Genomic DNA, 24,337 nt, shown 5'->3' with positions numbered 1-24,337 from the left:
AGATGCCAAACTCAAATATTCCCCAAGAAATTACCAGTAGCCTAAAAGGCATTTTTACCAACATCAATACAGAACGACTAACGGAAATCTTAATTGCCTTAGTGCTGTGTTTTGTTGGGTTTCTCTTGGCACGTCTGGTTTCAAATACCTTTATCCGAACCATTGGCACCAAGTTTAACGCCCACCAACGACTGGTCTGGCGTCGTGGTATTTTTTACTTTATTTTTCTAATTTTTGTGATGGCCAGCCTCAAAGAAGCTGGTTTTAAACTCAGTGTGTTTTTAGGCGCCGCAGGTATTTTGACGGTTGCTTTGGGTTTTGCCTCACAAACCTCTGCATCCAACTTAATCAGTGGTTTGTTCCTAATTGGTGAAGGTTCTTTTGAAATTGGTGACACCATTTCAATCACCCTTATTCGCGGCAATACCATTGAAGGTGAAGTCATTTCAATTGACCTCCTCTCGGTTAAGTTACTCACTCAGGACAACATTTATGTACGACTACCGAATGAACAACTGATTCGAGCCCCAGTTCATAACCTCTCTAAGTTTCCAATACGGCGTATTCCCATCACCCTAGCGATTAACTTTCATGAGAACATCATTAAAGTACGTGAAGTGCTGATTGATGTCGCCAATAAATATCCTTTGGTGCTTGCAGACCCTAAACCTGCCGTCACCGTCACCGCCTTTCGTGAGTCTTCGATTGAGTTACTGTTTGCCGTGTGGTGTCAGCAAGAACACTTTTTGCAAGTGCGTGATGAAATGCAGGAACGTATTCGTAATGGTTTCTTAGATAACCAAATCGAAATTCCTGTGCCGAAAATGGGTTTTGTCGATCATCCGCTTTCGCGTCCATTATCCAATGAAGAAATTGATCAATATGCCAATGCGCAAGCCTTGAAACGAGAACCGAATATCAAATAAATAGCCTCAGCTCCTTATGATCCCTGCAGACATAAGGAGCTGAATTTGTTTAATTGGTCTTTTCCTCAAGTTCAGGCATCGGTGCAATATACGCAATCACCAACATCACCAAACCTGCACCTAAAAATGAAATCACGCGGGTGAGTGTCCCAATGTGAGATAAGTCAAACAAGACCAATTTCAGCGTCACAAGAACTAAAATACACCCACCAAAAATCCACAATGAACGCAAGTTCCGTTTGGTCGCCGTCAGCATGCAAATGAAAGCCAAACTGACCCAAAGCAAAGTAAAGCTCAGTTGCACCAAGGCGTTTTCCCACATTTTCCAGTCATTATAGGGTGTTGCAAAATAGACATGCAGCGCACGTAGCACCACATAACTACTGAGCCAAAGTAGACTCGACATCATCAAAATGGCACCCAGACTTTTTTCCAAACCCGCTTTCATTTGTAAATTCAGCATCCAAATGAAACCGATCAGCATCGCAATACTGACCAAGTCAAATGGGTTGAAAATGGGTAGCCAGTACCCTGCAAAAGCTTGTTGGCTAAAGATCTGAGAACACACGATCCAAAACAACATGAGCACTAAGGTATTGCGTGCTTGCCAAAACTGTCTCCATCGCGTTTGAGTCGATTGTGTGTAGCACCATGCAGCAAAGGCCAGCGGCAAAATGACCATGCTTAAATACGGCATACTTGGAATGAGGGTTAAGCTGGTCAGCGCTAAACTCAGTAAAGCACCCAAACTCACCCACTCCTGCTCATCCTCTACGCCCTGTAACGGGCGAAGCCACAGCAACGTGAGTAATCCACTCGTTAAAGCAAACAATAGGCGATCTAAACCAGTCGACCACATAATGATGCCATCATGGCTCAAGCCCACCAAGAAAATAAAGGCAACTGCATACAACGGAATCAGGCCAATCCATTTGGGTAATAGCCATGACCAACTGGCTTTACGGTAGAGCAACCATTCATTCAGCACTGTATATAAAAGTACGATGATCAGCAGCGCCATCGTCACCTGACTTTTACTGTGGATTTCATCCAAAAGTAAAATAAACAACATGCTGGTTGCTGAAAGCAGTTGTAAGCAAAAAAAGGCAATGGTGGCAAAAGACAACTGTTGTCTAAAGCGCTCTACACTGTTGGCAACGGCAACCACAGCAAAATAACTCAGACACAGCGCCCAATAGACTTCCGTTGGAAAACGATTGAGCTCCACCACATAGTACAGACTTGAGAGCCCTGCCACGGCCAGTAAGCCCATCGCCAAATAACGACTCAGTGCAGAATTTCGATATAAGGCATACATAAAAATTAGTGCACCCTCAACACTCCACCCCACCACACCCCACTGATCAGGCAGCAAAATAGGGGGAATCAGCGCCAAGAAAACCAAGGTCAAACTGAGATAACTTTGTGCAATCAACTCAACACTGTGGGATCTTTTTAGCAGTTGATAAAGCACGGCATAGAGCGCTGCAAAGCCCAGACTAAAGCCTGCCTGCCAAGTCGTTTCTTCAAAATACATCACATACAAAAAAGCAAAAGCAACAATGGGTGCAGCAAAAATCAAAGCCACATCCAAGATCGGTTTCAACTTAAACTGAGTTAAATCCTCACGCGCCAAAAGTTGGCTATAACGAAAACTCAACCAAATAAAGACCGTACTATGTGCCAAAACCAACAAGGCCAGCATGCCTCGCTCAGGCGCTTTACCCTGATAAAAGGCATAAGCGCCGCCTACGACCACCGTCATTAAAAAAGCAATTTGATTGAGGACTTTCCACGGCCTGAACGTGCTTAAAACCGCGACCGCAATATTGATAACCAAATAATAGGCCACTAGCTCTATCGCAGTGGCATTTCGTACAGGCAAAGTAAAAGGTGCTAAATAAGCAATGATCAGCGCCATCAACGCCAGCTCAATCGACTGCTGTTTTAAACTGAGCCAGAGTGTAACCGCCATCACCACCACAAAGCACAGGCTCGCAATCGCTAAACTTGCAATCACACCGTTGTAGTAAGCAAAAAACAAAGTCAAAAATAAGCCTGACAGTCCAAGCGCTTCCAAAGCCAAAGCAAAACTGCGGTTTTTGTGCCGAAGCACATAACCAAAGATCACAACGCCCACACTTACCGCAGCAACGAGGCTCAGCTTAACAGCGAGACTCAACTGCCAATGTTCGGTGGCAAAGCGTAATAATAAAATAAGCCCAATCAGCAATATCACAATCGCAACTTTTAAGACAGGATTGCCCTGCCAAAGCCAGCGTTTCACTTGCTCACTGAGACTTAAATCATCTGTATTGTTTAGAGTAGTGGGTAAAGAGGGAGCGTTTTCAGATTCTGGGAATCGGTCAGATATCACCTGATGTGGCTGTGCTTGCACGGATAACAATAGATATTCTAAACGACGCAACCATCGAAAGAAAAAGAACAACCAACCACTGATCCCCAATCCAATGAGCCCACCCCATTGCCCCACCATGCCGACTAAAATGACGAAAGCAGCAAGGTAAAGCGGCACTTTTGACGTTGGCTGGAAAGTAATGTCCCGTTGTTCCGCCAAGGTCGTACTGGGGTGTTCAATACTATCAACATAGTGCATAACACTCATGATCAAAGCAATTCCACACAATGCACTCAACAGCGGTACAGCCAGAAACCATGCTGCAATAGCAACAATCGTGAGCCCCATTAACCACATCATGCGAATTTCACGCTGTCCAGTTTGCATCCGTTCTCGATCTCTTTTTCTCATCTTCAAATAATACATCAGCTTGTAGTGCATCTTTAAGCGCATAACCGTAACCATCTATGCCAATCGGTACATCAATACACTTTGTTCTGCGTCAAAATCACGTACAATAAACGGGTTATTTGGATAAGGAATCTTGCAATGCCACCATTTGTCTTGGTCGATGGCTCATACTTTTTATTTCGTGCTTTTCATGCCTTGCCACCGCTCACCACGTCAACTGGCTTACATACCAATGCAATCCGTGGGGCAATTTCTGCCATCCAAAAACTGATGCGTCGTACCCAGCCAACACATATGGCGGTCATTTTTGATACGCCAGAACCAACTTTTCGTCATGTGCTATCACCAATTTATAAAGGTGACCGCCCAAGTATGCCTGAGGAGTTATCAGAACAAATTCCATACTTGCATTCCTTAATTCGTGCTTTGGGTATCCCCTTATACATGCTCCCAGGTGCAGAAGCAGATGACATCATCGGGACTTTAGCCAAACGTGCGGAAGCCGCGGGACAGCAAGTGCTGATTTCCACAGGCGATAAAGACATGGCACAGTTGGTGACCGATAAAGTCACCTTAGAAGACAGCTTTAAAGACAAGCCGATGGATGTGAATGGCGTGTTTGAAAAGTTTGGGGTGTGGCCAAACCAAATTATTGACTATCTGACTTTAATGGGCGATGCCTCTGACGGCATTATGGGTGTTCCGGGTGTCGGGGCTAAAACTGCAGCAAAACTATTAACAGAATATGGCTCAATTGGTGGCATTTTAGAAAATGTCGATAAAATTAAAGGCAAAGTCGGTCAAAACATCAAAGAACATGCTGATGGCATTGCGCTTGATCACCAACTGGCAAGTATTGTCTGTGACTTAGAGACAGGACTGACCTTTGACGATCTGAAACTCCAAGATCCGAATACCGAAGCCTTACGTTCACTGTATACCGAGCTTGAATTCCGTCAGCAGTTGCAATCGCTCGATCATCCAAACAATCCCAATAGTGCAACCTATAAACAAGCAACACAAGAAATTGTAAAATCAGCACAATCTGAAACTGTTATCAATACAGAAGATCAGGCTGTTCAAAGCAGCGTCGATGACCAACTGGGTCAAGCGAACTACCATACTGTGCTCAGTGCAGAACAGTGGACTCAATTATTCAAACGTTTAAGTACAGAAAAACGTTTTGCCTTTGATACCGAAACCACCAGTTTAGACTATCGCGTAGCGAAAATTGTTGGTTTCTCGGTCGCGTTCGATGCGCAAGATGCGTATTACGTTCCACTTGCGCATGATTATGAAAATGCACCTGCGCAGCTAGATCGTGAACAGATCTTGGCGCAAATTAAACCTATTTTAGAAGATGAATCGGTTCAGAAAATCGGTCATCATTTGAAATATGATGCGCATGTCTTGGAAAATCATGGCATAGAGCTAAAAGGCTGGTATTTCGATACCATGTTGGCCTCTTATGTACTCAATGCTGTGGCGACTCGTCACGGGATGGATGATGTTTCACGTCTCTACCTCAGCCACTTAACCACGACCTTTGAACAAGTAGCAGGTAAAGGCGCAAAACAGAAAACCTTTAACCAAATTGAGATCGAAACCGCCGCGCACTATGCGGCTGAAGATGCCCATGTGACCTATCGCCTGTTTGAAGTGCTCGATGCCAAACTACAAAAGCATCCCGAATTGGTCAATATCTTGCACAATGTCGAAATGCCAGTTGCCCGTGTCCTGACCATCATGGAAGAAAACGGCATTGAGCTCGACTTAGGCTTCCTTGACCAACTCGGTGTTGAGTTTGCCAATACCATGGCCAATCTTGAAAGCCAAATTACCGAACTGGCCGGACAAAGCTTCAATGTCAGCTCACCGAAGCAAGTCGGTGAAATTTTGTTTGATAAACTCGGACTCAAGGGCGGTAAAAAAACCGCAACGGGCCAGTACAGTACCTCTGAAAGCGTTTTAGAAAAAATTGACCACCCAATTACCGAGCTAATCTTGGACTATCGTGGGTTATCCAAACTAAAAAGCACCTATACCGATGGCTTATTAAAACAAGCCAACAGTGATACCCATCGTGTGCATACTAGTTACCACCAAGCACTGACTGCAACAGGCCGTCTATCTTCGACCGATCCCAACTTACAAAACATTCCTGTGCGTGAGGAAATTGGACGTCAAATTCGTAAAGCCTTTATTGCTCCACAAGGTCGCGTGCTCTTGGCAGCCGATTATTCACAAATTGAACTGCGTTTAATGGCACATTTCTCACAAGATGAAGCCTTGGTCGATGCTTTTAATCATGGGCAAGATGTACACCGTCGTACAGCGGCTGAAGTATTAGGTGTCGCACTTGAAGATGTTACTTCAGACCAACGTCGTCAGGCCAAAGCCGTCAACTTCGGTCTACTCTACGGCATGTCTGAGTTTGGCTTAACCCGTCAACTCGGTTTTAGCCGTGAAGAATCGCGTGGCTATATTGCGAAATACTTCCAGCGTTATCCGGGCGTGCTCGACTATATGGAACGTACCCGCCAAATTGCACGTGAACAAGGTTTTGTCGAAACCATTTTAGGCCGTCGCTTGTATACGCCCGATATTATGGCAAGCAATAAAATGATCAAACAAGCGGCTGAACGTGCCGCAATTAATGCACCGCTGCAAGGTTCTGCTGCGGACATTATTAAAATGGCGATGATTGCAGTTGATCAAATGCTGCCTAAAGATCAAGCCAAAATGCTACTACAAGTACACGATGAATTGGTTTTTGAAGTCGATGAAAGTATTGCAGATGAACTAGCTTCGAAACTGGCAGACGTGATGCAGTCTGTTTTGCAGATTTCTGTGCCATTGTTGGTTGAAGTCGGCAAAGGTCGAAACTGGGATGAAGCCCACTAAAAAATTTGCACCTTCCTCCTCCTAGGAGGAAGGCTGGTATGGAGGTCATTTGCCTCCTAGAAGAAATATCAACGTCTTCACCTAAAAATTTCAACCACAAAAAAAGGACTCGCAATCGAGTCCTTTTTTATTCGCTACAATCTTATAAACCAGTGAGCAGGACAATCGCCACTTCATTCATAATCATTTCAGCAATATACAGCGCCAAGAACGCCACGATTGGAGAAAGATCAATCATCCCCATATTGGGCAATAAACGGCGAAACGGTGCCAATAATGGTTCAGCCAGCTCTTGAATCACTTCGATATAAGGCGAGCGTGACTGCGTAAACATCACGACCCAACTTAAAATAATCGTTGCAAAAATTAGGTAACGACAGAAACGAATCAAGTCCTGAATCATGGTCACAAAAGTTAAAATAACCAAATGCACAGGACTATTTGGCATCGCTCCAGAGAGATACATGACGCCAAAAATTTTCAGTAAGTACAATAAAACCAAAAGTACTAAAGCCGCTAAGTTAACACGGCCTTTCGCTACATTTGGAAAAATACGACCAAACATATCCACAATTTTTGTGGCTTTTACGGTCGACATCACCACTGGGTTATAAAAGTTAACCGCTGCCAACTGCATGAGAAAGCGGAAGAACACCAGTAAAATTGCAACGTTAATAATGATGCCAAAAATTAGCGCAGAGTTTGCACCCATACTTGAACTTTCCTAAATAAAACGATTATTTGCTACTTTCACTCAGCTCTTGAGCAAGTTCCTGACTTCGCTTTTGAGCAGCAGCCAATGCAGCTTGGATATTTTGTGAAATTTGTGCACGATCAAACACTTCAAGTGCCGCTTGGGTTGTACCATTCGGTGAAGTGACATTTTTACGCAATTCAGCTGGTGTATTTGAGCTCGTGATTGCCATTTGTGCCGCACCCAATGCAGTTTGCAACGTCAACGCCGTTGCTACTTTTTCATCTAGACCGAGGTTTTTACCTGCACGGATCATGCTTTCCATCATATAGAAAAAATACGCAGGACCTGAACCAGACACCGCAGTCACAGCATCAATTTGCGCTTCATCGCCTACCCATAAAGTCAAACCTGTCGCAGCAAGTACTTGGCTCGCCAAATCACGGTCTTCTTTATCTACAGCCTCAGTGGCATATAAACCATGCGCACCTGTTTGTACTAAAGCAGGCGTATTTGGCATCACACGAACAATACGATTAGTGCCAGCTAATGCAGCAATCGTTGCAATTTCAGCACCCGCAACAATCGAAATAATCAACTTACCGTCAAATAAACCGTTTAATGGTTTTAAAACATCGGCTAAAACTTGAGGTTTAACCGCTAAGACCACGACATCAGCTTCACGAATAGCAGATGCGTTGTCCTCAGTCACCACCAAGTCTTTTTCAGCCAATAAATGACGAACTTGTTCAACAGGATCAGAAACCGTAATGCGAGTTGAAGGTAAACCACGTGAAATCAAGCCACCAATGAGGGCTTGAGCCATGTTACCACCGCCGATAAAACAAATATTACGATTCAACACTGCGCTCATGATTATTTCTCTATCCTGAATTTTTTAACTAAGCGATTAAATTTGGTTGCCATCCACCCGCTTCACAATAAGCCGACTCGACCAACCAAAATCCTTTAGGCGTAAAAACACCAAGCATAACATTATCTATGCTTAATATTTGTATTGTATGACGTTGCCACGGAAAAATTTGTGCGCTCTGAATGGCTTTTTTCAATGGCCAAGCCCCAACGCGTCCATACAAATGTAGTTTTTCCCCACCTAAACGCGGTTTTATCTGTAAAGGCTGCTCTAATAATGCAGAAGACAGTCCATATTTTTGTGTTTCAATGCGAAATTGCCCTGAAGCCAATGCATAAGCTTGATCTAAACTAAAACGCTGCCCAATTGGCTCAATCGTGTGAAATTGTTCCGCCAAATACTCTGCTTTACTGACACGAAAGAGCTGTTGTTGATAGCGTACATAATAATATTGGTTCCAATGCAATGCGGCTTGGGCATCCACTTTGGATTCAATCACTTCATCAAACAAGCGTTGCACCATATCAAAAGCAGGACGATATAAATCCTCACCTTTCATCCAAGCAGAGAGCAACTGTCGCTGTCTCGGTGCAGATAACTGACGAAATGGGGTTAAGTTTAAAACCGCAGCATTCCCGCAACTGGCCCAATCTTGTGCCAACACATCAGCCAAAATCGTTTCGGCATCTTGCATCAAATAACTGGTGCGTGCCAAAGCTTGCTGCATTTTCGGAAAGCGTTTTTCTAAGATTGGCCACAACTCAGCTCGGCACCATGCACGATCATAACTGGTATCAAAATTGGTTTGGTCTTGAATATTTCTTAGCTGCATCTCAGCGGCCCACAGCTCAATTTGCTGTCTGGACAAAGCCAATAGAGGGCGCCAAATTGTAAATTGCTCTCGTATGTCGATGCTCTGCATGGCGGCAAGTCCATGAATCCCCGCACCAGAGAGTAATCGGAGTAAAACGGTCTCGGCTTGATCTTGTTGATGATGGGCGAGAACTAAAATTTCATTGCCAAGAAGATGCTTCTGAAAGGCCGCATAACGTGCACTGCGGGCTTGGCTTTCTACATTGCCTGTATCAACATCCACCGCTTGAATCACACATGGGACATCCAAGACATAGCATTGTTCTTGAACAAAGCTGCCCCACTGCGGACTGACATCCTGCAATTGATGATCAATATAGATGGCACGAATGCGCTTGGGAAATAAATGAGACATCAAATGGAGTAGCAACATGGAATCCATGCCACCACTACATCCGATTAAAAAATGAGGCTGTTCAGGCGTATCCTGAAACTCAGTTAAGACACTAGCCCTAAATTGTCGCTGCCAAACTTCATTAAACGTTGGTAACGTGCTTCGCATCGTTCATTCGCATCCATTGGTTGCAACTCAGCCAATGCATCTTTTAAAACGGTTTTTAAAGCATGCATGACTTGTTCTGGGTTGAGATGAGCACCTTCACCTTCATCGACCACATATTCAACAATACCAATTTTCTGTAGTTTTTCCGCAGTCAATGCTAAAGCTTCGCTGGCTTGCTCTGCTTTTTCAGCTGTTTTCCATAAAATAGATGCACAGCCTTCAGGTGAAATGACTGAATAAATACTATGGGACAACATCACCACACGGTCAGCCACACCAATACCCAGTGCACCGCCTGAACCGCCTTCACCGAGTACAGTTGCAATGACAGGCACTTTCAAGCTTGAAAGTTGTGCCAAAGACGTTGCAATTGCTTCAGCCTGACCACGTTCTTCTGCACCCACACCTGGATATGCACCCATGGTATCAATAAATGTAAAGACGGGTAGATTAAAACGTTCAGCCATATCGAGTAAACGTTGTGATTTACGGTAACCTTCTGGGTTACTCATACCAAAGTTATGTTGTAACTTTTCACGCGTACTACGACCACGGTGTTGACCCACAATCATGACTGGCTGACCTTCAAAGCGAGCTAATCCACCGATCATTGCACCATCATCACCAAATAAGCGATCACCATGCAAAGCATCAAATTCGGTAAAAATTTCACTCACATAATCTAAAAATTGCGGACGCTCAGGATGACGTGCAATTTGAACCGTCGTCCATGCTTTGGATTGCGCAGCTTTATTCTTCATAGCTCAACCATAAATCCCTAATTGACCAATTTATTCATCGACAAATTGTTCTGATTGGATATCCAGCTCAACATCCCAATGCTTAAATTGCGCTTGCTCATCATGCAAGTCTGCAACCAGCAAAGGCCATTGCGCGGCATTACCAGAAACACTCAGCTGCCATTGTTGCGCATTGCCTACTGTTAATTCAATGGCAGGAAGCATCTGATCGCTACGACTATGATTCAGTAAAACTGCGAGGCGAAGTAACAAACATAGATAGACTAATTTGTTGCCGCCAACCTTCATCACATCGACACGTGCGTCACTACGCAGCTTACGACGGTGATGGGCCACCAAATGTGATAGATGGTTTTGATCGATTTGCGAGAATCCCGCAATGTCAGAATGTTGCAATAAATATGCGCCATGACGATGGTAGCCCGCATGGCTAATCGCTAAACCAATTTCATGCAGATAAGCCGCTCGACGCAGTAAATCACTGTCTTCTGTGGTTAATTTTAGCGAATCCGCCACACCATCAAACAAATGCTGAGCCATGTTCACGACCCGTTCAGCTTGTTTTGGATCGGCGTTATAACGACCCATTAACGCTTGTACAGAACGATCTCGAATATCCTCATGTTGAAAACGTCCCAGCAAGTCATACATCACCCCTTCGCGTAGGGCACCATCTGAATACACCAATTTATCCAGTTCGAGTACATCAAAAATGGCATACAAAATAGCGATTCCGGCTGGCAAAACTGCTCGACGGTCTTCTTTTAGGCCATCAAATTCCATCTCAGCGACGTGTTTATATTTGAGCAATTTTTCTTTGAGCTTATCTAAACCGTCACGGGTGAGTTCTTCTTTTTCATTACTCCAACCCATATTTACGGTAATTTGACGACACGCTTTGATGGTTCCACTCGAACCGACCACTGTATCCCAACCCGCTTCTTTATAGGTATTGGCAATACCTGACAGCTCCTTACGTGCTGCAACCACGGCTTTATCAAAACTTTTTTGGTTAATTTCACCATCGACAAAGAAGGCTTTAGTAAATGCTACACAGCCCATTTGTAAAGATTCGGTATGAATGGGCTCAAATTCTTCACCAATAATCAACTCTGTTGAACCCCCACCGATATCAATCACAAGGCGGCGCCCACTGTTTACCATGGTATGAGATACACCCAAATAAATCAGTCGAGCCTCTTCACGACCCGCAATAATTTCGATGTGCTTCGGCAAAATTTCTGCCGCTTTTTGAATAAATTCATGTCCATTTTTGGCTTGGCGTAGCGCATTGGTCGCCACAATTCTTAAACGATTCGGCTGAACCGAACCTAAACGTCCGACAAAGCGAGATAAACAGGCCAAACCACGCTGCTGTGCGGCTTCTGTTAAATTTTTATTTTCATCTAGACCCGCTGCTAACTGTACTTTTTCTGACATTGACGCAACTTTTTTCACTTCGCCATGGTCCACTCGAGCAATTGCTAAGTGGAAGCTGTTCGACCCCATATCGATGGCAGCAAGTAACTCTTCATCAATCAAAAAATCAGACATGATTTAATATAAACCTATACAGAATTGTGCTTAGATTAATTCACCTCCATGCAATTTAAAAGCCATTTGTGGTCAGAAATTGACGAGCTTTTAAAATTTCGGCATATATGACAATTGTGTTACACGATCAGTAACATCGTGAGCTTCAATTAGACAAATTCAAACTAAAGGTTGAAAATTTAGTAATCCATCTACTCAGTGATAGCAGGCTATGACATACTATTAGCCATAAAACTATCCAAAAATTGAAACTGGAGTTATCCATGTCTGGCAATATCGTAAATACAACTGATACAAACTTCGACGCTGATGTACTTCAATCAGACGTTCCTGTGCTTGTTGACTTCTGGGCAGGCTGGTGTGCGCCATGTAAAGCAATTGCACCTGTATTAGAAGTATTGGCGAACGAATACGAAGGTAAAGTGAAGATTGTTAAAGTTGACGTGACTTCTTGCGAAGCAACGGCTGTGAACTATAACATCCGTAACATCCCTGCATTACTTATGTTCAAAAATGGTGAAGTTGTTGCTCAACAAGTGGGCGCTGCACCAAAATCGAAATTGACTGCTTTCATTGAAGAAAATATTTAAGCAGCCGTTTAGATTGAAAATGAAATACGCTGTCTAAACAACAGCGTATTTTTTTCGGCTATAAATTGACAAGTCTGTCTTTCTCTCTTATATTGCATGATCAAGAGATAAAGGATTATTCAATCCTGTCATTTTCTTAAAAGACACAACACATAAGATCGCCGCTCGGCAATACAAATTGTTTTGACACGTTTCTCTTCAAACAATGAATCAGTCCTCTGAATTGTTATAGTTCAAATACAATTGCGTTACTTCATTGCATGTCTGCGGCTAAATGTTGCTTCCTTTTCATCCTGTAATTTAGAATTTTTGATTCTTATCTGACCTCCTATGAATTTAACCGAACTCAAGAAAAAACCGATTGGCGAACTCATCAAAATTGCTGAATTTATGGGCCTCGAAGGAATGGCTCGTAACCGTAAGCAAGACATTATTTTTGCCATCTTAAAGCGCCATGCGATGAATGGCGAAGAGATCTTTGGGGATGGCGTTTTGGAAATTCTGTCAGATGGCTTCGGCTTCTTACGCTCTGCAGCGGGTTCTTACCTTGCAGGCCCAGATGACATTTATGTTAGCCCATCTCAAATTCGTCGTTTCAATCTACGTACTGGTGACACCATTACGGGAACCATTCGCCCACCCAAAGAAGGCGAACGTTATTTTGCACTGTTAAAAGTGAACCAAATTAACTACGACACGCCAGAAAACTCACGTAACAAAATCTTGTTTGAAAACTTAACACCACTTTTCCCAACCGAACAATTGGTGATGGAACTTGGTAACGGGACGACAGAAGATTTAACTGCACGTGTAGTTGACTTGGTTGCACCTATCGGTAAAGGCCAACGTTCAATTATCGTAGCGCCACCAAAAGCGGGGAAAACCATGTTGTTACAAAACATCGCTCAGTCGATCGTGCGTAACAACCCTGAGTGCTTCCTGATCGTTCTTCTCATTGATGAACGCCCTGAAGAAGTGACCGAAATGGAACGTACTGTTCGTGGTGAAGTCATTGCGTCAACGTTTGATGAATCTCCTGCTCGTCACGTTCAAGTGGCTGAAATGGTGATTGAAAAAGCAAAACGTTTAGTTGAGCACAAGAAAGACGTTGTGATTCTGCTCGACTCCATTACCCGTTTAGCACGTGCTTATAACACGGTTGTGCCTTCATCTGGTAAGGTTTTAACTGGTGGTGTGGATGCACATGCGCTGGAACGCCCTAAGCGTTTCTTCGGTGCAGCTCGTAATATTGAAGAAGGTGGCTCACTAACCATCATTTCTACAGCTCTGATTGAAACTGGCAGTAAAATGGATGAAGTGATCTACGAAGAATTTAAAGGTACAGGTAACCAAGAAATTACACTGGATCGTCGTATTGCTGAAAAACGTGTCTTCCCTGCGATGAATATCAAAAAGTCTGGCACCCGCCGCGAAGAGCGCTTAATGTCTGAAGACAATCTACGTAAAGTCTGGATTTTACGTAAGTTACTTCATACCCAAGATGAACTTGCAGCAATGGAGTTCTTACTTGATCGCATGAAAGAAACCAAAACCAACGATGATTTCTTTGATCAAATGAAGCGTAAAGCGACCAGCTAACCCGACCTACTTCACCTAAAAAGGCTGTCTTAACGACAGCCTTTTTATTTGGTTGACTTAGCTTACACAAAGCAACATTACATTCCATTCTCTGTAAACTTATTTGCAAGTTTTTGATAAACAAAAATTTGAAATAAAAACCTTCATCTTTTTAAATGTTTATTTAGTACTTATCCAATACTAACCTCATCATTGATTGTTATTTTCTGTTAAAAAAGCCCTGTTTTTAGACCTTTTTTATCACTTTTTTCATCCCAGCTAGTAGCAATTCAAAATGCGCAGTGATAGCATATTTGCAGACCAGTTAGGCTGCTCCTGCATTGTTAGTCCCTAACAAAATTAGGAACAATAAAAGCACACAACAGACTAACGTCGGTTTTTTTTAATCTCATATTTTAGAGAGTGATGCCATGTTATTCAAAAAAATCGCTATTGCTGCTGCAGTTGCTACTACTTTAGCTTTCGTTGGCTGTGCTAAGAAAGAAGAAGCTCCTGCTGCTGAAGCTGCATCTGAAGTTGCTGCAGCATCTGAAGCTGTTGAAGCTGCATCTGAAGTTGCTGTAGATGCTGCTGCTGCTGCTTCTGAAGCTACTGTTGCTGCTTCTGAAGCTACTGCTGCTGCTTCTGAAGCTACTGTTGCTGCTGCTTCTGAAGCTAAAGCTCACTAATCTCTTAGAGATTAGTCAGTAAAAAAGAGAGCCCTTGGCTCTCTTTTTTTATGCTCAAAATTTATCAAAAAACGACGTTCCATTATTTGATAAGAATTTAATCAACCAACCGATCACCAAAAATTTTAAGCAAAAAAAAGCAGATCAATCGATCTGCTCATTTCCCACACGCTGGCGGAATTTCTGCCCTGCGCGGAAGGTCACTACACGGCGTGCAGAAATCGGAATTTCTTCACCCGTTTTCGGGTTACGACCTGGACGTTGGCGTTTATCACGCAACTCAAAGTTACCGAAACCAGAAAGTTTAACTTGCTCACCAGAGATTAGCGCTTGGCTAATCTCGTCAAAGAACAACTCGACCATTTGCTTAGCTTCACGACGGTTTAAACTCGTGAGCTCACTTAGATGGTCAGCCATTTCCGCTTTTGTTAATGCTGTCATGAAGCCCTCAATGTCGCCTGATAAGTGTTTTCCAACACTTGTAAAATATGATCCATACCGGATTTAATTTCAGCATCTTCAAGCGTACGTGATGGGTGTTGCCAAAGAAGTGCAAATGCCAATGAGCGCTTACCGTCTTCAACGCCTTGCCCAGTGTACACATCGAATAACCAAGTCGAGTCTAAAAGTTCACCACCTGTTTTTTCGATAAGTTGCTGAATTTCACTTACATTTATCTTATCACTAATTAAAAGCGCAATATCACGTCTAACCGACGGAAAACGTGATAATTCTGTAAAATTAGATACATAAGTTTGCAAAACAGCCGATTGATCAAGTTCAGCCACCCAAGTCGTGCTCAAATCCAATGCATCTTCTAAAGATGGATGTAATCGACCAAAGTAACCAATAGATTGGCCATCGACTAAAACCTCAGCAGACTGTCCTGGATGCAACCAGCTACGTTCAGAGCGAACATATTCAACCTGCACACGACCTGCTGCCAATACTTCTTCAATTTCACCTTTGAAATCAAAGAAATCCATAGCTTGAGGTTTAGCATGCCAAGTTTCTGACGTTTTTGCACCTGTTGCAATCACTGCAAGGGTAGGAATTTGTTTCAAATCATGAATAGATTCAGCGTCTTGATAGTCAAAACGTAAGCCTAGTTCAAAGAAACGTACACGGCTTTGTTGGCGGTTTACGTTGTATTGCACGCACGGAATCAAACTAGAGAGCAATGTTGAACGCATCACTGCTAAATCGCTTGAAATCGGGTTAGCCAAAGCCAAAGGATTCACAGCCGTATTGAGTTGCTTCTCAAGCTTTAAGTCTGCAAAGCTAAAGCTAATCGCCTCTTGATACCCCAAAGTCACGAGGGTTTGACGAAGCTGAGTCACTTCAAATTGGTCTTGATATTGAGCCAATTTCGCTTCAATTTTTGGCAAACTGATTTGAATATTGTCATAACCATGAATACGTGCGACTTCTTCAATCAGGTCTTGGTAGATTGCCATGTCATAACGGTGTGAAGGTGGTACTACAGACCACTGACCTTCTGCTTTAACCGTCACAGCACAACCTAAACGGGTTAATGCATCCTCAATAAATGCAGCATCTACGCGATAACCAAGCAATTGGTCCACTTGTGCTTGTTCTAGCTCAATCGCTTCACGCTTCGGTAAAACAGCCGCTTGTTCCGCAGTCGTAATCGGACCGAACTCGCCACCCGCCAATTCAGCAATCAATTGTGATGCGCGGTGCATCGCGAGCATTGGGAGTTCAAAATCCACGCCACGCTCATAACGCTGTGATGCATCGGTATGTAAACCAAAGCTGCGGGCACGGCCTGCAATGACTAATGGGGCAAAGAATGCAGACTCTAAGAAAATGTCTTGGGTTTCATCGGTAACAGATGAAGACAAGCCCCCCATGATGCCTGCAATCGCTAATGCTTTTTCATCATCCGCAATCACCATGACTTTTTCATTGAGCTCAACTTCTTGCTCATTCAGGAGAACCAATTTCTCCGCCGTATTCGCTTGACGAACTTGGACTGAACCTTGAATTTTTGCTGCATCAAAAGCATGGAGTGGTTGCCCTAACTCCATCAGTACATAGTTGGTAATATCAACCAAAATACTGTGCTGGCGAATCCCTGAGCGAACCAAAGCACGTTCCATCCACTCTGGGGTTGCTGCTTTAGTATTCACGTTTTTAATCACACGACCTAAATAGCGTGGGCAGCCTTCAGTGCTCACCACAACTTTTTTCTCATCAGCAATAGTCGCAGCAACGGCATTAATTTCAGGTGCAGTCACAGTCAGTTGGTTAATTACCCCAATTTCACGGGCAATACCACGAATACTGAAACAGTCACCACGGTTTGGCGTGATGCTGATATCAATGACATGATCATCTAAATTTAAATATTCACGAATATCCACACCGACAGGTGCATCAACGGGCAGCTCTAAAAGGCCATCAATTTTGTCTTCTAGATCAATTTCAGATGCACCACACAACATCCCTTGTGATTCAATGCCACGAAGTTTGCCTTTCTTGATTTTGAAATCGCCTGGAAGCACAGCACCAATGGTTGCCACTGGGACTTTCATACCAACCCGTACGTTTGGTGCACCACAAACAATTTGTAAAGGTTCCCCTGAACCAATATTCACTGTGGTCACACGTAAACGGTCTGCATCAGGATGTTGCTCTACCGTCAACACTTCACCAACAACCACGCCAGTGAACGGTTTTGCCGCAGGCGATAAATCATCGACCTCTAAACCCAACATGGTCAGTTGATCAGATAAAGTATTGCTATCAACGGCTGGATTAACCCATGTACGCAACCAATTTTCGCTAATTTTCATTTTGTTAAAAACCTATAAATCTAAATTTTTGAATCCCCCTCTAACTCCCTCTTTTGGAAAAGAAGGAGAACCCCGAGTCATCACAAATAACTCCTCTCCTTCAAGGAGAGGCTGGGAGAGGTATAAATCTGTTTAAGCAAATTGGCGTAAGAAACGCACATCGTTTTGGTAGAACATACGTAAGTCATTGATGCCATAACGAAGCATCGCAAAACGTTCCACACCTAGACCGAAAGCAAAGCCTTTGTATTTTTCAGGATCAATCCCTGCTGCCTGCAAGACATTTGGATGTACCATGCCACAACCAAGCACTTCTAACCATTTACCACGCTCATCCATAATATCCACCTCAGCACTTGGCTCTGTGAATGGGAAATAAGATGGACGGAAACGCACTTTTAAGTCTTTTTCAAAGAATTCGTTTAATAGATTAACCAACAAACCTTTCAGTTCTGCAAAGCTGGTATTTTCAGCGACATACAGACCTTCAATTTGATGAAACATTGGCGAATGCGTTTGGTCAGAGTCACAGCGGTATACACGACCTGGACATACAATACGAATCGGGGGTTGCTGGGTTTCCATGGTACGAATCTGCACACCAGAAGTATGGGTACGTAACAAATGTGTCGCATCGAAATAGAATGTATCGTGCATTGCACGCGCAGGGTGATGCCCTGGAATATTTAAAGCTTCAAAATTGTGGTAGTCATCTTCAACTTCTGGCCCAGTTTCAATCACAAAGCCCGCTTTGGTAAAGAACTGACAAATACGCTCTTGTACTTGAGTAACGGGGTGAATACTACCAATCGTTTGACCACGACCCGGTAAAGTAATATCCACCGTTTCACTTGCAAGTTTTTGCGCCAACGCCGCTTGTTGTAATTGTGTTTGGCGTTCAGTTAAAGCACCGGTAATCGCTTCGCGGACTGCATGAATTTGCGCACCAAAATTTTTACGCTCTTCAGGGTCCATTTTACCTAAAGCTTTTGATTGCTCAGCGAGCTGGCTTTTCTTACCCGTAAACTGCACTCGTACTTGATCGAGTGTAGCAAGGTCCTCTGCTGCTGCAATCGCAGCAAGCGCTTCAGTGGTCAGGGCTTCCAGTGACATAGTAACTCTCAAAGCAACAATTTATAAAATTAATAAAACCCCATATTCTATCAGTTTTTAAGCACGTTGATGAAGCTCTACGATCAGGAAAATTTGTTTAGTACATGGTTTTATAATCAGGTTAAGATAGGGCCATCACAGAAGAGAACAACAAACGATGTCGCTTGATCCTATTTGGCAACAACAACTTACTTTAGTGACTTATGGCAATGAATATTTACGCCACAACCTAAGTTTCCAACGTTGGTTAGAACATGCCATTTTTGACCGACATTGCTTTCAGTTCCGTGACCTAAATAGCCAACATTTACTGGCTCAGCATTTTCAGGTATGGCTTGAAGCCTTAAAAAAACAAGGGGTCAAACAGCTCAGTCTGCATAGCTCAACATTGCTAGCAGATGAAAAGAACCCCAACTCAAATATTGAACTCCTCGCTACACCACATATTATTGTGAGCCATCAAGCACAGCAAAAAACTGCTTGGATTTTTGGTAAAGAACTGGCTGAGTGGTACAGCGCTGAACATGATTTTATAGTTCCAAAGGCACAACAAAGCTCAATCCGTAGCGAAAATTTATGGCGTTTTGAACTGAATCACAAACTCAGCAAACGCATTGAAGCGGATTTACAAACGCCGAAATGGGATGAAATCGAGAACTTTACCGAACAAGAACTATTTAGTGCGCCATTTGCACAAGATTTAGTAGAGCCAGAGACGGCAAACTTACCTTACTATGGGCAACAAGATGCCACAGATGCAGTCCACCGTCTCGCTCTTTTACCAACAGATTACGCTGCTGATTATGCACACCAAACGCTGTATCGTTTAGATACACTATCAGCATTGATCCAGACTAAGATTCAACATCCTTATAATGCAGAAGGCCAAGTACTCACGCCAGATGAGCAATTGAACTTACGTCATTTTGAGCAAAAGATTGATGATTTAAGTACCAAGTTTATCGTAAAAGTGGCCAATCACTATCAAACCGCGCAGCTCACACCCAAAGACACAACTACACCACTGGATGCACGTAATCATCCAACACCTAAATTAAGTGCGATAGAGAGCAAGCCTCATGAAATACACCATAAATCGGGGAAAACTGGGGTGTTTGCTTTAATCGTGATTACGATTTTGATCTGCCTAGTTGGCTATTATTTTGGCTTATAAGCTATTAGAGATATATCAAAGCGCTCCTCTCAAAGAGCGCTTTTTTATGGTCTCAATTTGTTCAGGCGGTAATTAGAAGATTGAAGGGCCGGATTTTGATTTGCACCTTATGCTGATTGGCATGTTGATTAATATAATGATTAACCGAAACCACCTCGCCTTCTAGCTCCGCATCAGGTCCATACATAATTTTAACTGACTCGCCTTTTCTGGGAATCATTTCTAATTCCACCGTAATACTTCCCTGTCCCATCCCAGTAATTTCTGCAAGCATATCCTGCTCCTTTTCTTTTTAATCTTTTTATTTATTAGGCATCGACCACCTTTGAGATTAAAGCAGATTTATGTAACTAAAGCTTAACAATTCATCTTGATCGCTGAGTATGCAATGATATTTTTTTATTTAAACGTTATGCTTTTCAACAGCCAACTGGTCTAAAAAACGACTCACCTATTTTGGTGTCTTTAAATGAATCCACTGTATATGTTGATATTCAGGCATCTGCATCATTTTTAAGTATTTCTGTCGGTTTTTAGCATGTGTTTTGATCATCCACCAAATAATCGAGTCCCGACCAAACATCCGTAGCAAGCTTTCCCGATTATTCGAGTTTTCCCATAAATCCTGTTGCGCCCATGCCCGCTGAACCGCACGCTTCACAGAACGGTAAAGGTTGACTGGAAACGGTAAGTCCAACCAAATGACAGTATCAATTTCCGCCCATTTCACAGGAATGGCGCGGGTATAGTTACCATCGATCACATAGCCCTGTGTTGCCTTTTGGACTTCTGATTCAATCTTGGCAAAGAAGACTTCATCGGGACATTCTTGCCAGTCATCAAGCCAAAATAGATTATCAAGCTCGATATAATGCAAATCCAACTTTTCGGCCAAAGCTCTGGAAAATGTAGACTTTCCCGTGGCAGAGGTTCCTACAACATTAATTTTTTTCATAACCATCTACCCAAGACTCGAAAAGAGTTAAAAACTATATCTAGAAGTTTCAATACCTAAAACATTATTAGCAATAAAATTACAATTAAAGTAATAGCCTAAAAACGTAAACACCGATATTCTCTGCACCGACAAAACAATAATTTTTAGTATTTATTCAATTAGTAAAATATAGTTATCGGAATTAAAAAGTGTATCTAAATAGAGCTTATCGCCAAATTGCTTTTGTAAGCTATGGAAATGAATATTTAAATGGTGCCGTTGATACAGAGATCCTAGATAGACATCCATTATTATTCAACCATTTTCCAATATTACGTGATACTAAATACGGTACGCTTTTATGCGGTTCTGCTTCACATCTATTGGGTCGCCTACAAGAATCCGGAGCCATAAAACTGAGTTTACATGTTGCTCAAGACTTGCATATGGAACTCAATGACTCTTCAATTTTTTATTTTTCAACCGATAAAGAAAGTTTTTGTATTGTTGTGCATTATCCTCATAATGAATATAAAGTTTTAATCCTTAGCGATGAAAAACCAACATGGCAAAGTTTTGATGAATATGGAAACAAAGATTTTTATGATTATTCCAATTATTACCAAAATGTAGAGGCATACACGTTACACCACCCATCCCCTCAAGCAATTTCTACTATAGAACAAGACTTAAAGCCAATCAATTGGGATACTTTTTTTAAAGACACAGAAGCACGTCTTTATTTTAATGATATGGCAAAACAATATGGCAGTTATCCAATTCCATTAGATATCAATAATTGCTATGTCGGCGATTTATTCAATGATTCTATAAAAGAGCAGTATCCGATATTTCCATTCACTATTCGAAAAAATTACGCTTCGAATTTGATAGAAAATACAGCTTTATTAGAACAGCAATATTCCGCTGCATCACATTCAAAAAATGAATATTCCGATTATGTTCAAATGAATAGTAACGAAAAAGATACTTTTTCAGCAGCCTATAATCAACTGACCCTACTCCGCCCACTAATCTTTAAACACTGTGCAAATCAATATCAGTTTTCAGACATTAAAAATTGCAATTACTTGTCCAATATTCCCGAAACAACAAAAGATTCTTCTTTTTCTATTGAAAAAAACACCGTTCAAATTCCGACATCTAATGATGTAGTAGAAAATACCGCGCACCTAAAAGACATAGAACATCAAGTAGAAACAAAGAGCGTAGCTTTAAGCTCTTTTAATTTATTCAAAATCATGAAATTTTTATGGTACATCATTTGGTGTTACTGTGCATTGTGGACTTTGGCATTCTATTCCGTATCGTGGGGAAATACTTTTATACTAACGATTGCATTTTTATATGCACTTTATAAAAGCATCATCCATTCAAACAATAAAAAAGACCGCTAAAAAGCGGTCTTTCTTTAAGTCTTAAAGACTTATGCAGCTAATGCATCTTTAGCTTTAGAAGCTAAAGCAGCAAATGCAACTGCGTCATGCATAGCGATGTCAGCAAGTACGCGACGGTCGATAATCACTTGAGCTTTTTTCAAGCCAGCGATCATACGGCTGTACGATAAACCATTTAGACGAGCACCAGCATTAATACGCGCAATCCATAGAGCACGGAATTGACGTTTTTTCTGACGACGGTCACGGTAAGCGTATTGACCCGCTTTGATTACTGCTTGGAACGCTACGCGATATACGCGTGAACGAGCGCCGTAGTAACCTTTAGCACGAGCAAGAATTTTTTTATGACGGCGATGAGCCTGTACACCACGTTTTACACGAGCCATTTATAATCTCCTTAGATGTATGGGCACATACGACGAACTGAAGCAACGTCACTCACGTGAACCATTACACAGCCGCGTAATTGACGAATACGCTTAGCAGATTTTTTGGTCAAAATGTGGCGTTTGAACGCTTGTTTACGCTTGAAACCGTTAGCAGTAGCTTTAAAACGCTTAGCTGCACCACGGCGAGTTTTCATCTTAGGCATAACAACCTCTTTTGAACACCTGTTCGGAACGTTTGCACCATTGCAAAACGACCTGCAGGTAAGGGAGCGAATATTCTAATCGAACTTTGTCTAAAACAAAAGCAAATAATCAACAATAAAAGCAAGCTTAGTTTATTTCCCGATAAGCTTTAAGCGATGAATTTATAACCGAGGTTTAGTCCAAGTCGTATAATGCCTCATCCATTCCATACGGTTCCCTTATGAACGCTACACAGGATGCTTTTGCCGCACTCCGATACCGAGACTTTTCTCTTGTTACACTCAATCAATTTTGCCTGACGCTTGCCATTTTAATTCAGGAAATTATTGTGGCGTATTCTTTGTATAAAATCACCAAAGACCCACTCACTCTAGGCTTGATTGGTCTGGCAGAAGCAATCCCCTTTATTGCGCTCTCCTTATGGGGCGGCTATTTTGCAGATCGCTTTAATAAGCAAACCATCATGAAAATCTGCTTATTCTTTGCTATTCCACTGCCCTTGGTTTTATGGGGTTTATTTCATGCTTATGGCTTAAAGCAAATTGAACTCTCCACCCTGTCATGGGGTGTTTATGCCGTGATCTTTGGCCTAGGAACAATTCGGGGGTTCTATAACCCATCTGCAACATCACTCAAACCTTTTTTAATTCCTCGGGAAATTTATGCCAATGGTGCTACATGGACCACCATCGGTTGGCAAAGCGGTGTGATTATTGGCCCGATGCTCGGTGGATTTATGCTGGCATTTTTAGGCCGTGAAACCAGTTTAATCAGTGTAGCGGTACTGCTCAGCCTATGTCTCTTACTCGTCAATCTTTTAAGCAAACGCACTTTTCCTAAAATAGAAACGGAACGTGTACTACAAAGTTTAGGTGAAGGTTTTCGCTTTATTGCTAAAACTAAAATTGTCCTCTGGGCCATCTCACACGACTTAGTCTCGGTACTGTTTGGTGGTGTGATTGCTTTGCTCCCGATCTTTGCTGAAGATATTTTGAAAATTGGGCCCGAAGGATTGGGCTATTTACGGGCAGCACCATCGATTGGTGCACTCATCACCATGATTGCGCTGACGCGTTTTCCGCCCACCCGACATGCATGGCGCAATATGCTGCTTGCTGTTGCAGGTTTTGGCCTATTCACCTTATTGTTCGCTTACTCAAACTCCCCCTGGTTGTCTTTGTTTGCTCTTGCTATGACGGGTGCATGTGACAGTATTTCAGTGGTAATTCGTCAGACCATTTTACAAATTTATCCTCCTGAAAATATGCGAGGCCGTGTTGCAGCGGTAAATGGCATGTTTGTGTCGAGTAGTAATGAACTGGGGGCATTTGAGTCAGGTCTTGCAGCAAAATATCTAGGTCCTGTGATTGCAACGGTTTTTGGCGGCAGCATGACACTCTTGGTGGTCGCACTCAGTTGGGCTAAAACCAAAGACTTATTTGGTGTAGACATCACCCAAGCCGAGCAAAAATAGTTTTAATTTAACAATATAACTTGCGAGTCTTTCTAATTCAGGAAATACTCGCAACAATTATTTAAGTCATGCGCACTGGATGCGTTATAAA

At 42.5% G+C, this 24,337-nt stretch carries 21 protein-coding genes; 8 read left to right on the top strand and 13 right to left on the bottom strand.

The window, feature by feature from the left end:
* Nucleotides 1-2: 2 nt before the first annotated feature.
* Nucleotides 3-926 carry a mechanosensitive ion channel family protein gene (locus ACF8FD_RS09750; RefSeq protein WP_004692251.1) on the top strand — a complete coding sequence of 308 codons (924 nt, stop codon included), beginning with the start codon at nt 3-5 and terminating at the stop codon, nt 924-926.
* Nucleotides 927-975: 49 nt separating this feature from the next.
* On the opposite strand, the gene ACF8FD_RS09745 is transcribed toward ACF8FD_RS09750, so the two are convergent.
* Complete coding sequence (locus tag ACF8FD_RS09745) at nt 976-3,672, bottom strand: DUF2339 domain-containing protein (RefSeq protein WP_039890189.1); 2,697 nt, start codon at nt 3,670-3,672, stop codon at nt 976-978.
* 162 nt (nt 3,673-3,834) lie between these two features.
* Between ACF8FD_RS09745 and polA the strand changes: the two genes are divergently transcribed.
* Complete coding sequence (gene polA, locus ACF8FD_RS09740) at nt 3,835-6,600, top strand: DNA polymerase I (RefSeq protein WP_281963354.1); 2,766 nt, start codon at nt 3,835-3,837, stop codon at nt 6,598-6,600.
* A 142-nt stretch (nt 6,601-6,742) separates the two neighbouring features.
* On the opposite strand, the gene ACF8FD_RS09735 is transcribed toward polA, so the two are convergent.
* The 5 genes from ACF8FD_RS09735 to ppx are packed head-to-tail and all read right to left on the bottom strand — an operon-like array spanning nt 6,743 to nt 11,858.
* A complete protein-coding gene (locus ACF8FD_RS09735) occupies nt 6,743-7,312 on the bottom strand; it encodes a YggT family protein (RefSeq protein WP_004979206.1) in 570 nt (189 codons plus the stop codon).
* Between the two features lie 25 nt (nt 7,313-7,337).
* Entirely contained in the window at nt 7,338-8,168 is an 831-nt protein-coding gene (proC, locus tag ACF8FD_RS09730; protein WP_078426677.1) for a pyrroline-5-carboxylate reductase, read from the bottom strand.
* 28 nt (nt 8,169-8,196) lie between these two features.
* Entirely contained in the window at nt 8,197-9,543 is a 1,347-nt protein-coding gene (gene tilS / locus ACF8FD_RS09725; RefSeq protein WP_392453345.1) for a tRNA lysidine(34) synthetase TilS, read from the bottom strand.
* Nucleotides 9,480-10,304 (bottom strand): acetyl-CoA carboxylase carboxyltransferase subunit alpha, encoded by an 825-nt coding sequence (locus ACF8FD_RS09720; RefSeq protein ID WP_004692261.1) that lies wholly within the window; start codon nt 10,302-10,304, stop codon nt 9,480-9,482. The genes tilS and ACF8FD_RS09720 overlap by 64 nt, the downstream gene beginning before the upstream one ends.
* Nucleotides 10,305-10,334: 30 nt before the next feature.
* Nucleotides 10,335-11,858: an exopolyphosphatase gene (gene ppx / locus ACF8FD_RS09715; protein ID WP_004692262.1), complete on the bottom strand. Its 1,524-nt coding sequence runs from the start codon at nt 11,856-11,858 to the stop codon at nt 10,335-10,337.
* Nucleotides 11,859-12,121: 263 nt separating this feature from the next.
* Between ppx and trxA the strand changes: the two genes are divergently transcribed.
* From trxA to ACF8FD_RS09700, 3 genes are all read left to right on the top strand, one after another.
* Nucleotides 12,122-12,448 (top strand): thioredoxin, encoded by a 327-nt coding sequence (gene trxA, locus ACF8FD_RS09710; protein ID WP_004692264.1) that lies wholly within the window; start codon nt 12,122-12,124, stop codon nt 12,446-12,448.
* Nucleotides 12,449-12,778: 330 nt separating this feature from the next.
* A complete protein-coding gene (gene rho, locus ACF8FD_RS09705; RefSeq protein ID WP_004692266.1) occupies nt 12,779-14,047 on the top strand; it encodes a transcription termination factor Rho in 1,269 nt (422 codons plus the stop codon).
* Nucleotides 14,048-14,457: 410 nt separating this feature from the next.
* A complete protein-coding gene (locus ACF8FD_RS09700; protein WP_005400740.1) occupies nt 14,458-14,715 on the top strand; it encodes a hypothetical protein in 258 nt (85 codons plus the stop codon).
* Between the two features lie 144 nt (nt 14,716-14,859).
* On the opposite strand, the gene ACF8FD_RS09695 is transcribed toward ACF8FD_RS09700, so the two are convergent.
* The 3 genes from ACF8FD_RS09695 to pheS all read right to left on the bottom strand — a co-directional run bounded on the left by ACF8FD_RS09695 (nt 14,860) and on the right by pheS (nt 18,647).
* On the bottom strand, nt 14,860-15,156 hold the full coding sequence (locus tag ACF8FD_RS09695) for an integration host factor subunit alpha (RefSeq protein WP_004649746.1): 297 nt from the start codon (nt 15,154-15,156) through the stop codon (nt 14,860-14,862).
* Complete coding sequence (gene pheT / locus ACF8FD_RS09690; protein ID WP_125280950.1) at nt 15,153-17,534, bottom strand: phenylalanine--tRNA ligase subunit beta; 2,382 nt, start codon at nt 17,532-17,534, stop codon at nt 15,153-15,155. Before pheT ends, ACF8FD_RS09695 begins: the two co-directional genes overlap by 4 nt.
* A 132-nt stretch (nt 17,535-17,666) precedes the next feature.
* Complete coding sequence (gene pheS / locus ACF8FD_RS09685; RefSeq protein ID WP_004979194.1) at nt 17,667-18,647, bottom strand: phenylalanine--tRNA ligase subunit alpha; 981 nt, start codon at nt 18,645-18,647, stop codon at nt 17,667-17,669.
* 157 nt (nt 18,648-18,804) lie between these two features.
* Between pheS and ACF8FD_RS09680 the strand changes: the two genes are divergently transcribed.
* Entirely contained in the window at nt 18,805-19,821 is a 1,017-nt protein-coding gene (locus tag ACF8FD_RS09680) for a hypothetical protein (RefSeq protein ID WP_078388713.1), read from the top strand.
* 61 nt (nt 19,822-19,882) lie between these two features.
* On the opposite strand, the gene ACF8FD_RS09675 is transcribed toward ACF8FD_RS09680, so the two are convergent.
* Both ACF8FD_RS09675 and ACF8FD_RS09670 read right to left on the bottom strand, forming a co-directional pair.
* Nucleotides 19,883-20,095, bottom strand: a complete 213-nt coding sequence (locus tag ACF8FD_RS09675; protein WP_078388714.1) for a hypothetical protein — start codon at nt 20,093-20,095, stop codon at nt 19,883-19,885.
* Between the two features lie 177 nt (nt 20,096-20,272).
* Nucleotides 20,273-20,776, bottom strand: a complete 504-nt coding sequence (locus ACF8FD_RS09670) for an adenylate kinase (protein WP_234304024.1) — start codon at nt 20,774-20,776, stop codon at nt 20,273-20,275.
* Between the two features lie 191 nt (nt 20,777-20,967).
* Between ACF8FD_RS09670 and ACF8FD_RS09665 the strand changes: the two genes are divergently transcribed.
* Entirely contained in the window at nt 20,968-22,176 is a 1,209-nt protein-coding gene (locus ACF8FD_RS09665; protein ID WP_392453344.1) for a hypothetical protein, read from the top strand.
* A gap of 29 nt (nt 22,177-22,205) precedes the next feature.
* Here the strand turns inward: ACF8FD_RS09665 and rplT are convergent, their stop codons facing one another.
* The gene (gene rplT, locus ACF8FD_RS09660; protein ID WP_004692276.1) at nt 22,206-22,565 is read right to left on the bottom strand and encodes a 50S ribosomal protein L20; all 360 of its coding nucleotides are present in this window, start codon (nt 22,563-22,565) and stop codon (nt 22,206-22,208) included.
* An 11-nt stretch (nt 22,566-22,576) separates the two neighbouring features.
* Nucleotides 22,577-22,771 carry a 50S ribosomal protein L35 gene (rpmI, locus tag ACF8FD_RS09655; protein WP_004278281.1) on the bottom strand — a complete coding sequence of 65 codons (195 nt, stop codon included), beginning with the start codon at nt 22,769-22,771 and terminating at the stop codon, nt 22,577-22,579.
* 221 nt (nt 22,772-22,992) lie between these two features.
* Here rpmI and ACF8FD_RS09650 point away from each other — a divergent pair, with 221 nt between their 5' ends.
* The gene (locus tag ACF8FD_RS09650) at nt 22,993-24,246 is read left to right on the top strand and encodes an MFS transporter (protein ID WP_392453343.1); all 1,254 of its coding nucleotides are present in this window, start codon (nt 22,993-22,995) and stop codon (nt 24,244-24,246) included.
* Nucleotides 24,247-24,337: the final 91 nt, after the last annotated feature.

Source organism: Acinetobacter sp. TYF_19, assembly GCF_043105125.1.
Lineage (GTDB): Bacteria > Pseudomonadota > Gammaproteobacteria > Pseudomonadales > Moraxellaceae > Acinetobacter > Acinetobacter johnsonii.
The sequence above is the reverse complement of the archived record's forward strand: the minus strand, read 5'-3'. Positions and strand labels throughout refer to the sequence as shown.

Bases quoted from the DNA above. Each gene is read 5' to 3' on its own strand.
- pheS (WP_004979194.1), bottom strand. From the start codon at position 18,647: ATGTCACTGGAAGCCCTGACCACTGAAGCGCTTGCTGCGATTGCAGCA.
- pheT (WP_125280950.1), bottom strand. From the start codon at position 17,534: ATGAAAATTAGCGAAAATTGGTTGCGTACATGGGTTAATCCAGCCGTT.
- ACF8FD_RS09745 (WP_039890189.1), bottom strand. From the start codon at position 3,672: ATGCAAACTGGACAGCGTGAAATTCGCATGATGTGGTTAATGGGGCTC.
- ACF8FD_RS09670 (WP_234304024.1), bottom strand. From the start codon at position 20,776: ATGAAAAAAATTAATGTTGTAGGAACCTCTGCCACGGGAAAGTCTACA.
- ACF8FD_RS09680 (WP_078388713.1), top strand. From the start codon at position 18,805: ATGTCGCTTGATCCTATTTGGCAACAACAACTTACTTTAGTGACTTAT.
- ACF8FD_RS09700 (WP_005400740.1), top strand. From the start codon at position 14,458: ATGTTATTCAAAAAAATCGCTATTGCTGCTGCAGTTGCTACTACTTTA.
- trxA (WP_004692264.1), top strand. From the start codon at position 12,122: ATGTCTGGCAATATCGTAAATACAACTGATACAAACTTCGACGCTGAT.
- rplT (WP_004692276.1), bottom strand. From the start codon at position 22,565: ATGGCTCGTGTAAAACGTGGTGTACAGGCTCATCGCCGTCATAAAAAA.
- tilS (WP_392453345.1), bottom strand. From the start codon at position 9,543: ATGCGAAGCACGTTACCAACGTTTAATGAAGTTTGGCAGCGACAATTT.
- ACF8FD_RS09750 (WP_004692251.1), top strand. From the start codon at position 3: ATGCCAAACTCAAATATTCCCCAAGAAATTACCAGTAGCCTAAAAGGC.
- ACF8FD_RS09695 (WP_004649746.1), bottom strand. From the start codon at position 15,156: ATGACAGCATTAACAAAAGCGGAAATGGCTGACCATCTAAGTGAGCTC.
- proC (WP_078426677.1), bottom strand. From the start codon at position 8,168: ATGAGCGCAGTGTTGAATCGTAATATTTGTTTTATCGGCGGTGGTAAC.
- ACF8FD_RS09675 (WP_078388714.1), bottom strand. From the start codon at position 20,095: ATGCTTGCAGAAATTACTGGGATGGGACAGGGAAGTATTACGGTGGAA.
- ACF8FD_RS09735 (WP_004979206.1), bottom strand. From the start codon at position 7,312: ATGGGTGCAAACTCTGCGCTAATTTTTGGCATCATTATTAACGTTGCA.
- rpmI (WP_004278281.1), bottom strand. From the start codon at position 22,771: ATGCCTAAGATGAAAACTCGCCGTGGTGCAGCTAAGCGTTTTAAAGCT.
- ACF8FD_RS09720 (WP_004692261.1), bottom strand. From the start codon at position 10,304: ATGAAGAATAAAGCTGCGCAATCCAAAGCATGGACGACGGTTCAAATT.
- ACF8FD_RS09650 (WP_392453343.1), top strand. From the start codon at position 22,993: ATGAACGCTACACAGGATGCTTTTGCCGCACTCCGATACCGAGACTTT.
- rho (WP_004692266.1), top strand. From the start codon at position 12,779: ATGAATTTAACCGAACTCAAGAAAAAACCGATTGGCGAACTCATCAAA.
- polA (WP_281963354.1), top strand. From the start codon at position 3,835: ATGCCACCATTTGTCTTGGTCGATGGCTCATACTTTTTATTTCGTGCT.
- ppx (WP_004692262.1), bottom strand. From the start codon at position 11,858: ATGTCTGATTTTTTGATTGATGAAGAGTTACTTGCTGCCATCGATATG.